This window comes from Bacteroidota bacterium (genome assembly GCA_016213405.1).
Taxonomy (GTDB): Bacteria; Bacteroidota; Bacteroidia; order Palsa-948; family Palsa-948; genus Palsa-948.
Window position 1 is genome coordinate 24485 of the sequence record JACRAM010000004.1, and the last position, 7514, is coordinate 31998.

10 protein-coding genes are annotated in these 7514 nt (G+C 39.1%); 9 read left to right on the forward strand and 1 reads right to left on the reverse strand.

What is annotated here, in order from left to right:
• Positions 1 to 11: 11 nt before the first annotated feature.
• From HY841_00380 to HY841_00395, 4 genes are read left to right on the forward strand one after another with little or no spacing between them, the layout of a single operon-like run.
• Entirely contained in the window at positions 12 to 383 is a 372-nt protein-coding gene (locus HY841_00380) for a four helix bundle protein (GenBank protein MBI4929189.1), read from the forward strand.
• Between the two features lie 33 nt (positions 384 to 416).
• Positions 417 to 1595 carry an acetyl-CoA C-acyltransferase gene (locus HY841_00385; GenBank protein MBI4929190.1) on the forward strand — a complete coding sequence of 393 codons (1179 nt, stop codon included), beginning with the start codon at positions 417 to 419 and terminating at the stop codon, positions 1593 to 1595.
• 12 nt (positions 1596 to 1607) lie between these two features.
• A complete protein-coding gene (locus tag HY841_00390; GenBank protein MBI4929191.1) occupies positions 1608 to 3401 on the forward strand; it encodes an acyl-CoA dehydrogenase family protein in 1794 nt (597 codons plus the stop codon).
• Positions 3402 to 3415: 14 nt separating this feature from the next.
• Positions 3416 to 3991, forward strand: coding sequence for a methyltransferase domain-containing protein (locus tag HY841_00395; GenBank protein MBI4929192.1), 576 nt, complete (start codon positions 3416 to 3418; stop codon positions 3989 to 3991).
• On the opposite strand, the gene HY841_00400 is transcribed toward HY841_00395, so the two are convergent.
• Positions 3979 to 4398, reverse strand: a complete 420-nt coding sequence (locus HY841_00400; GenBank protein ID MBI4929193.1) for a hypothetical protein — start codon at positions 4396 to 4398, stop codon at positions 3979 to 3981. The two genes, HY841_00395 and HY841_00400, sit on opposite strands and share 13 nt — an antisense overlap.
• Before the next feature lie 46 nt (positions 4399 to 4444).
• Here HY841_00400 and HY841_00405 point away from each other — a divergent pair, with 46 nt between their 5' ends.
• The 5 genes from HY841_00405 to HY841_00425 all read left to right on the forward strand — a co-directional run bounded on the left by HY841_00405 (position 4445) and on the right by HY841_00425 (position 7321).
• Entirely contained in the window at positions 4445 to 5308 is an 864-nt protein-coding gene (locus HY841_00405; protein ID MBI4929194.1) for a PD40 domain-containing protein, read from the forward strand.
• A 3-nt stretch (positions 5309 to 5311) separates the two neighbouring features.
• Positions 5312 to 5653 carry a hypothetical protein gene (locus tag HY841_00410; GenBank protein ID MBI4929195.1) on the forward strand — a complete coding sequence of 114 codons (342 nt, stop codon included), beginning with the start codon at positions 5312 to 5314 and terminating at the stop codon, positions 5651 to 5653.
• 83 nt (positions 5654 to 5736) lie between these two features.
• Complete coding sequence (locus tag HY841_00415; protein ID MBI4929196.1) at positions 5737 to 6261, forward strand: hypothetical protein; 525 nt, start codon at positions 5737 to 5739, stop codon at positions 6259 to 6261.
• A complete protein-coding gene (locus HY841_00420) occupies positions 6258 to 6899 on the forward strand; it encodes an O-methyltransferase (protein ID MBI4929197.1) in 642 nt (213 codons plus the stop codon). The genes HY841_00415 and HY841_00420 overlap by 4 nt, the downstream gene beginning before the upstream one ends.
• Before the next feature lie 155 nt (positions 6900 to 7054).
• Complete coding sequence (locus HY841_00425) at positions 7055 to 7321, forward strand: hypothetical protein (GenBank protein ID MBI4929198.1); 267 nt, start codon at positions 7055 to 7057, stop codon at positions 7319 to 7321.
• Positions 7322 to 7514 lie beyond the last annotated feature (193 nt).

A 7514-nucleotide genomic window follows, 5' to 3' on the forward strand; every position in this document is an offset into this window, starting at 1 on the left:
ACAAAGCAAAAATGAATAGGCACAAAGAGTTAAAAGTTTGGCAGGAATCAATTGAGTTTGTTTCTGCTGTTTATTCTTTTACAAAAGCTTTTCCGAAGGAAGAATTATATGGAATAACAAGCCAGCTAAACAGAGCGAGTGTTTCCATTACTGCGAACATTGTTGAAGGAGCGGGAAGAAATTCAAATAAAGAGTTTGTTCAATTTCTTGGTATTTCAATGGGTTCATGTGCTGAAGTGGAAACCCTTTTAATCATTTCCGAGAAGCAAGGTTTTATTTCTAAAGAGAATTTCGAAGAAATTGTGAAAAAACTAAATCAAATTCAAAATATGTTATTTCGTTTGCAAGAAGCGATAAAAGAAAAATATAAACAAAGTGCATAGTACCTCGTACATTGTACATAGTACCAGAAAGTTATGAACGCATATATTGTAGCAGGATTTCGCTCGGCAGTGGGCAAAGCCACCCGCGGAGGTTTTCGTTTTACACGCACGGATGATCTGGCTTCGGAGGTCATCAAACACCTGATGAAATCGGTTCCGAATGTGAACAAAGAACAGGTGGACGATTTAATCGTGGGCAACGCGATGCCCGAAGCGGAACAGGGTTTGAATATGTCAAGATTTATTTCCCTTCTGGCATTCGATTCAGACAAAATTCCCGGAATGATTGTAAACCGTTATTGCGCGTCCGGCTTGGAATCCATCGCGATTGCGAGCGCGAAAATAAATTCTGGATTGGCGGAATGCGTTATTGCTGGCGGTGCTGAGAGCATGAGTTTGATTCCGATGGGCGGATGGCGCATTGTTCCGAATTTCGAGGTGGCGAAAGTTCATCCTGATTATTATTGGGGAATGGGTTTGACTGCGGAAGCGGTAGCGAAAGAATATAAAGTATCGCGCGAAGAGCAGGATAAATTTGCACTGGCTTCGCACCAGAAAGCGGTGAAAGCAATTGCAGAGGGAAAATTTAAAGATGAAATTGTTCCGATAAAAGTTTCTGAAAATTATTTAGACGAAAACGAGAAAAAGAAAACGCGCGAGTTCGTGGTTGACACGGACGAAGGCGCACGAGCAGATACAAACCTGGAAGCGCTTGCAAAACTGAAACCTGTATTTGACGCAAAGGGTTGTGTGACAGCCGGAAATTCTTCACAGACATCGGATGGTTCTGCGTTTGTGATGGTGGTTTCAGAAAAATTCATGAAAGAAAATAATCTAAAACCGATTGCTCGATTGGTAAGTTATGCTGCTGCGGGAGTTCCTCCAAGAGTTATGGGAATCGGTCCTGTGGCTGCAATTCCGAAGGCGCTGAAGCTTGCCGGTTTGAAACAAGAGCAAATTGATTTAATAGAACTGAACGAAGCGTTTGCTTCACAGGGTTTAGCGGTGATAAAAGAACTCAAACTGAATCCTGAAATCATAAATGTGAATGGAGGAGCGATTGCACTTGGACATCCGCTAGGTTGCACCGGAGCAAAACTTTCCGTTCAATTATTTAACGAACTTCGCAGGCGCAAAAAGAAATACGGAATGGTTACCATGTGCGTAGGTACCGGACAGGGCGCGGCAGGAATATTCGAATTACTCAATTAATAAATAATTACAATGGAAACAGTAGCTAAAAAAACGGCATTGAAAGGAGGGGAGTTCCTTATCAAAGAAACAGAAGCGAATGACATTTTCATTCCTGAACAGTGGAATGAAGAACAATTAATGATTGCGCAATCATGCACAGATTTTCTTGCACAGGAAGTTTGGCCAATTCTCGACAGAATTGATTCTCAGGAAGAAGGGCTCACCGTAAAACTTATGGACAAAGCTGCTGCGCTTGGTTTGCTCGGGCTGAATGTTCCCGAAGAATACGGTGGCTTTGAAAAAGATTTTGTGACCGGAATGCTGGCAACTGAAATTCTCGGTCAGGGACATTCATTTGCTGTTTCCATTTCCGCACATACCGGAATCGGAACGCTTCCGATTTTATACTATGGGAATGAAACGCAGAAGAAAAAATATATGCCCAAACTCGCTTCGGGAGAATGGAAAGCATGTTATTGTCTGACCGAGCCGGGAAGTGGTTCGGACGCAAACTCAGGGAAAACAAAAGCAGTTCTTTCCAAAGACGGAAAACATTATTTGCTGAATGGGCAGAAGATGTGGATTACCAACGGTGGATTTGCAGATGTGTTTATTGTATTCGCAAAAATTGACAGCGATGAAAATCTTTCTGCATTTATTGTAGAAAAAAGTTTCGGAGGAATTTCTCTGAATCCGGAAGAACACAAAATGGGAATCAAAGGAAGTTCAACGCGCCAGATTTTTTTCAATGACTGTAAAGTGCCTGTGGAAAATCTTTTATCAGAAAGACAAAACGGATTCAAGATAGCGGTGAATATTTTAAATATCGGCAGAGTAAAACTTGGAGCCGCAGCGGTTGGAGGAGCGAAAAAAATTTCCGAGAAATCTATTCAGTATTCAAATGAAAGAAATCAATTCGGCAGACCGATTTCGAAATACGGTGCTATCCGCTACAAACTTGCAGAGCAGGCAATCCGTGTTTATGCGGTGGAGTCAGCTGTTTACCGTGCTTCGCAAAACATAGAAGATGCCATCAACGCGCTCGTTGCTGGAGGAATGGAAAAAGGAAAAGCTGCGTTAAAAGGCGTGGAACAGTTTGCCCCCGAAGCAGCAATTCTGAAAGTTGCAGGCAGTGAGGTACTGGATTATGTGGCGGACGAAGGAGTACAGATTTACGGTGGCATGGGTTACTCGGCTGATGCACCAATGGAAAGAGCATACAGAGATTCGCGCATTAATAGGATTTTCGAAGGAACAAATGAGATAAACAGAATGTTAATTGTAGATATGCTTTTGAAACGCGCTATGAAAGGAGAATTGGATTTGATGGGACCAGCGATGAAAATTGCGGGAGAGTTAATGAGCATTCCTGATTTTGGAGGAGAAGACACAGCATTGTTTTCAGCGGAGAAAAAATATCTGAAGAATTTCAAGAAAGCAGTTTTGATGGTGGCCGGAAGTGCAGCACAGAAACTGATGATGGAACTCGCAAAAGAACAGGAAGTGTTGATGAACATTGCCGATATGCTGATTGACTTGTATGTGTCGGAATCGGTTCAATTACGTGTGGAAAAACTTGTTTCCATGCATGGCGAAGAAAGCTGCAAAGAGAAAATTGAAATCATGCGTGTTTACATTAACGATGCGGCAGACAGAATCAATAAGAATGGAAAAGAAGCTATCAATTCATTCTCTTCAGGCGATGAACAACGCATGATGCTGATGGGCTTGAAACGCTTCACGAAGACCGAACCATTCAACGCGAAAGAGGCGAGAAGAGTGGTTGCGGCAAAATTGATTTCAGAGAATAAATATTGCTTTTGATATAGAGAATTCCAGTGAAGAAAAAATATGATTTTTTTTCTAAGTTCCTTAAACAAGGAAAAAATATTGGCGCAATAACTCCCAGTTCCAAATTTCTTGTGAAGAAGATGGTAGAACCTGTTGATTTCAACAGGGCAAAAATCATTGTTGAGTTTGGACCTGGAACGGGAGTAATCACATTCGAGATTCTGAAAAAAATGAATCAACATGCGAAATTATATGTCTTTGAAATTAATGAAGAGTTTGTGGAAAAGTTAAAAACTGTTCCGGATGAGAGGATGGAAGTTATTGATGACAATGCTGAAAATCTGGAAGCGCATATTAAAGAAAGGGGAATCAGTAAGGCAGATTATGTCATTTCTTCCATTCCGCTTGCAATGATTCCGAAGAAAACCGAATATGCTATTCTCAATTCAGTAAAAAATATTTTGAATCCCCATGGGGCATTCATTCAATTTCAGTACTCCTTTGCGTCATTAAAGAAGTTGAAAGAAGTTTTTGATGACGTGAAGATTGATTTTGCTTCCATGAATGTTCCTCCTGCCTGGGTTTTCACTTGCAGGATAAAAGAAAACGCTCATGGCGCATAGATGTCAGGCAGTTGCTTGAACTTTGTCATCTTGAAAGAAGATTTTTTTTCTCCTCTTCTGTAATAGACAATTACACCCTTTGTTAAATCACTTTGTTTAGGAGAAACATCAGGACATGTTTTACATTTCTCCTGACTTTTTAATGATTGCCCAAAAGATATTTTGTAAGATTCATTCTCAGTTTTATTAAATGAACAATTTATCTTTACGGTATCGGCTATGCTTTTCACCGAATCCACTTCCACTTTTGCATTTGTCTTGTTTTTAAATTCAATTACGTATTGCTTGAAGATGCCGCCCATTCCCCCAAAGGTTTTCTGACAAGTGGTATTGATTATTTTTATTTGTGAAAAAGATGTTTCTATTCCGCTTAGGGTAACAATTATAATTAGAAAAAATTTCTTCATCAATTAATTTTTAACCGAAGATAGATTTTCTTTGTAATATTGATTCATGAAATCTGTATTCTTATCTGTTTTTTTATTTTGTATTTCTCATTTCTGCTATTCCCAGTTGCCCGATTGCGACATCTGGCTGCTGGATATCAAAGACAGTGCGGGACAAATTTCGTTCCATCATCCAATTAACATTACAAACAGGAAAGGATACGATAATCAACCGGCTTTTTCCCCCGATGGAAAATACATTCTATATTCATCCCAGCGTGACAGCGGTGGTTCAACGGATATATATAAGTATGACTTGCAGGCAAAAACAACTATTCAGTTCACAAAGATCCCAGTCAGCGAATATTCTCCAACCTTCATGCCCGATGGAAAATATATTTCGGTGGTGATGGTTGAAAAAGATTCTGCACAGAGGTTGTGGAAATTTCCTTTGACTGGTGGCGAACCGATTTGTATAATGAAAAATGTAGATTCCATCGGATACCATTGCTGGATAAATAAAGACAGTGTTGCGATTCATGTTTTGACAAAGCCAGCGTTTACTCTTCAGGCAGCAGATATTCATTCGCAGAAAACAAAAGTGATTGCAGACAGCATCGGAAGATGTATGAAGATGAGAGATGGCAATTTATGGTACACCACAAAGGCGGGACATTTTAATAATGTGTATGAACATTTTCTGAAATCTCCAACTCCCTATATAAAAGGAATGATTGAGAGCGAAGATTTTCTTCTCATAGGAAAATATGAAATATGGTCCATATCGGATAACTCCATTGTTTCAGGATATATGAACAGCAAAGCAGGTGCAAATGAAATTGTAAATCTTGAGTCGTTTGGAATTACCAAACCAACACGCATTACTATTAGTCCTGACGGAAAAAAACTCGCAGTAGTTTCAAACAAATAAAAAATGTACGAACACCATTCCAAACCACTTGCTCCTAAAAAAGAATATTACAATCGACTCTTCTGGAATTTTTTATGGGGAGGAGTAATTGTTGTTGTTTCACTTCTTATAGGAATACTCGGCTACCACTTCACAGAAAATCTAGGATGGATTGATTCATTGCTCAATGCTTCGATGATTCTTACCGGAATGGGACCTGTTAACCCAATGATAACCACAGCAGGAAAATTATTTGCATCGTTCTATGCAATCTTCAGTGGGGTAGTTTTCCTAACAACGATTGCTTTTGTGTTTGCACCTGTTGCACATCGCTTTCTTCATAAGTTCCATTTGCAGGATAAATAAGCATGAGAATTCTGTATTTTCTTTTCTTAATCCTTTTTCTGTCTGGATGCAGTTCTGTTAATGAATTTTCAAAAAGAAAATATATGCCCGGAATGTTTTCGAATAATCATGAAAACGCTTCTGACAAAAATATTTTAGCAGAAAAAGGAATAGTTTCTGGAGTACAAAAAAATACTTTTTATGACAATGTACATTACAAAGCAGAAAAACCTTGTCATGATTATTCATTGGCCGATTCAGGAATCAATCTTGTTTTCCTGAATGCAAAAAAGGAAAATAATTTTTCAAGAAAAATAATTCTTGAAAAAAGGAATATTTTTTTTCTAAAAGATACTATACATAATAATTTGGATCGTTATTTAAAAAGAGCAGAAACACTTACAATTTTGAGCAGTGTGTGTTGTTTGTATTTTGCCCCTGGATTTTTTGTATGTATATCTCTTGCAATATCCAATACAAATAAAGTGTTAAAAAATCCGAATGCAACTGATGAACAAAAAAGAAAAGCATACAAATTGAAAAACAGAGCTGAAACAATGCTCGAATTCTCCATACTATTAATTGCTCTTTATATTGGTTTAATCGTTTATATAATTTACAACGTATGAATTTTCTTCCTCAGGAAATTGAAGATTATGCTCTGAAAAATTCAGATGCAGAACTGGATGTGTTAAAACGATTGAATCGTGAAACGCATTTAAAGATGACCATGCCTCAGATGCTTTCCGGACACTTGCAGGGATTGATGCTGCAACTATTCAGCAAAATGATTCGTCCGAAAAAGATTCTGGAAATTGGAACTTTCACCGGCTATTCCGCCATTTGTCTCGCGCAGGGATTGCAGGAAAGAGGCAGACTTCACACCATTGATGTGAACGAAGAGTTCAGAGAAATCATCACGCGTTATATAAAGGAAGCGGGCTTGCAGGGGAAAATTACCCTGCATATCGGCTCCGCTGTTAATATCTTACCCACCATAAAAGATGAGTTTGACCTTGTGTTTATTGATGCCGACAAGGAGAATTACAGCACCTATTATGACCTTGCATTCCCGAAGGTGAAACAAGGAGGATATATCATAGCGGATAATGTGCTCTGGAGTGGTAAAATCCTCAATTCTCCTATGAAAATGGACATTGAGACCAAATCTCTTTTAGCGTACAGCAAGAAAATTCAGAGTGATTCCAGAGTAGAAAATGTGCTTCTTCCCCTGAGAGATGGGCTCATGATTGCCAGAAAAAAGTGATTCCCCATAGGGAGATTTCCGATTTCCCCTATGAAAACTTATTAACAATCGTATTTCCCTATGAAACACGACTGAATTTGTCTTACTTTCGCTATGAATCCCGATAGTTATCGGGAAAATAAGTTAAACTTTTTAAAACAAAAAAACAAAACACAATGGCAACAAAAAGAAAACCAAATGCGGCATTCATGGCTCCGCTGACTCCAAGCGCACACCTCGCAGCAGTAACAGGAAGCAAAGCTCTTCCACGCACTGAAGTAGCAAAAAAAATGTGGGCGTACATCAAGAAGCACAATCTTCAGGACAAAAAGAACAGACGCAACATCAATGCTGACGACACTCTCAAAGCTATTTTTGGCGGAAAGAAACAAGTTAGCATGTTCGAAATGACTGCACTTGTGAGCAAGCACCTCAAGAAGTAATCTTCTTTCGGTTTTTCAGTGAAGGCGGATTAAGAAATTAATCCGCCTTTATTATTGTGCGCCATCCATGTTCTTTTACTATAGGGTGCAAGTCCCGAACACACGTTGATAACGCGAAGTGTTAGCTGAAAGCAAGTGCAATGTTGCGAGGCATTGTGCGGAGGAAGCCGAAGGCAAAAGCAAGTGATAACGA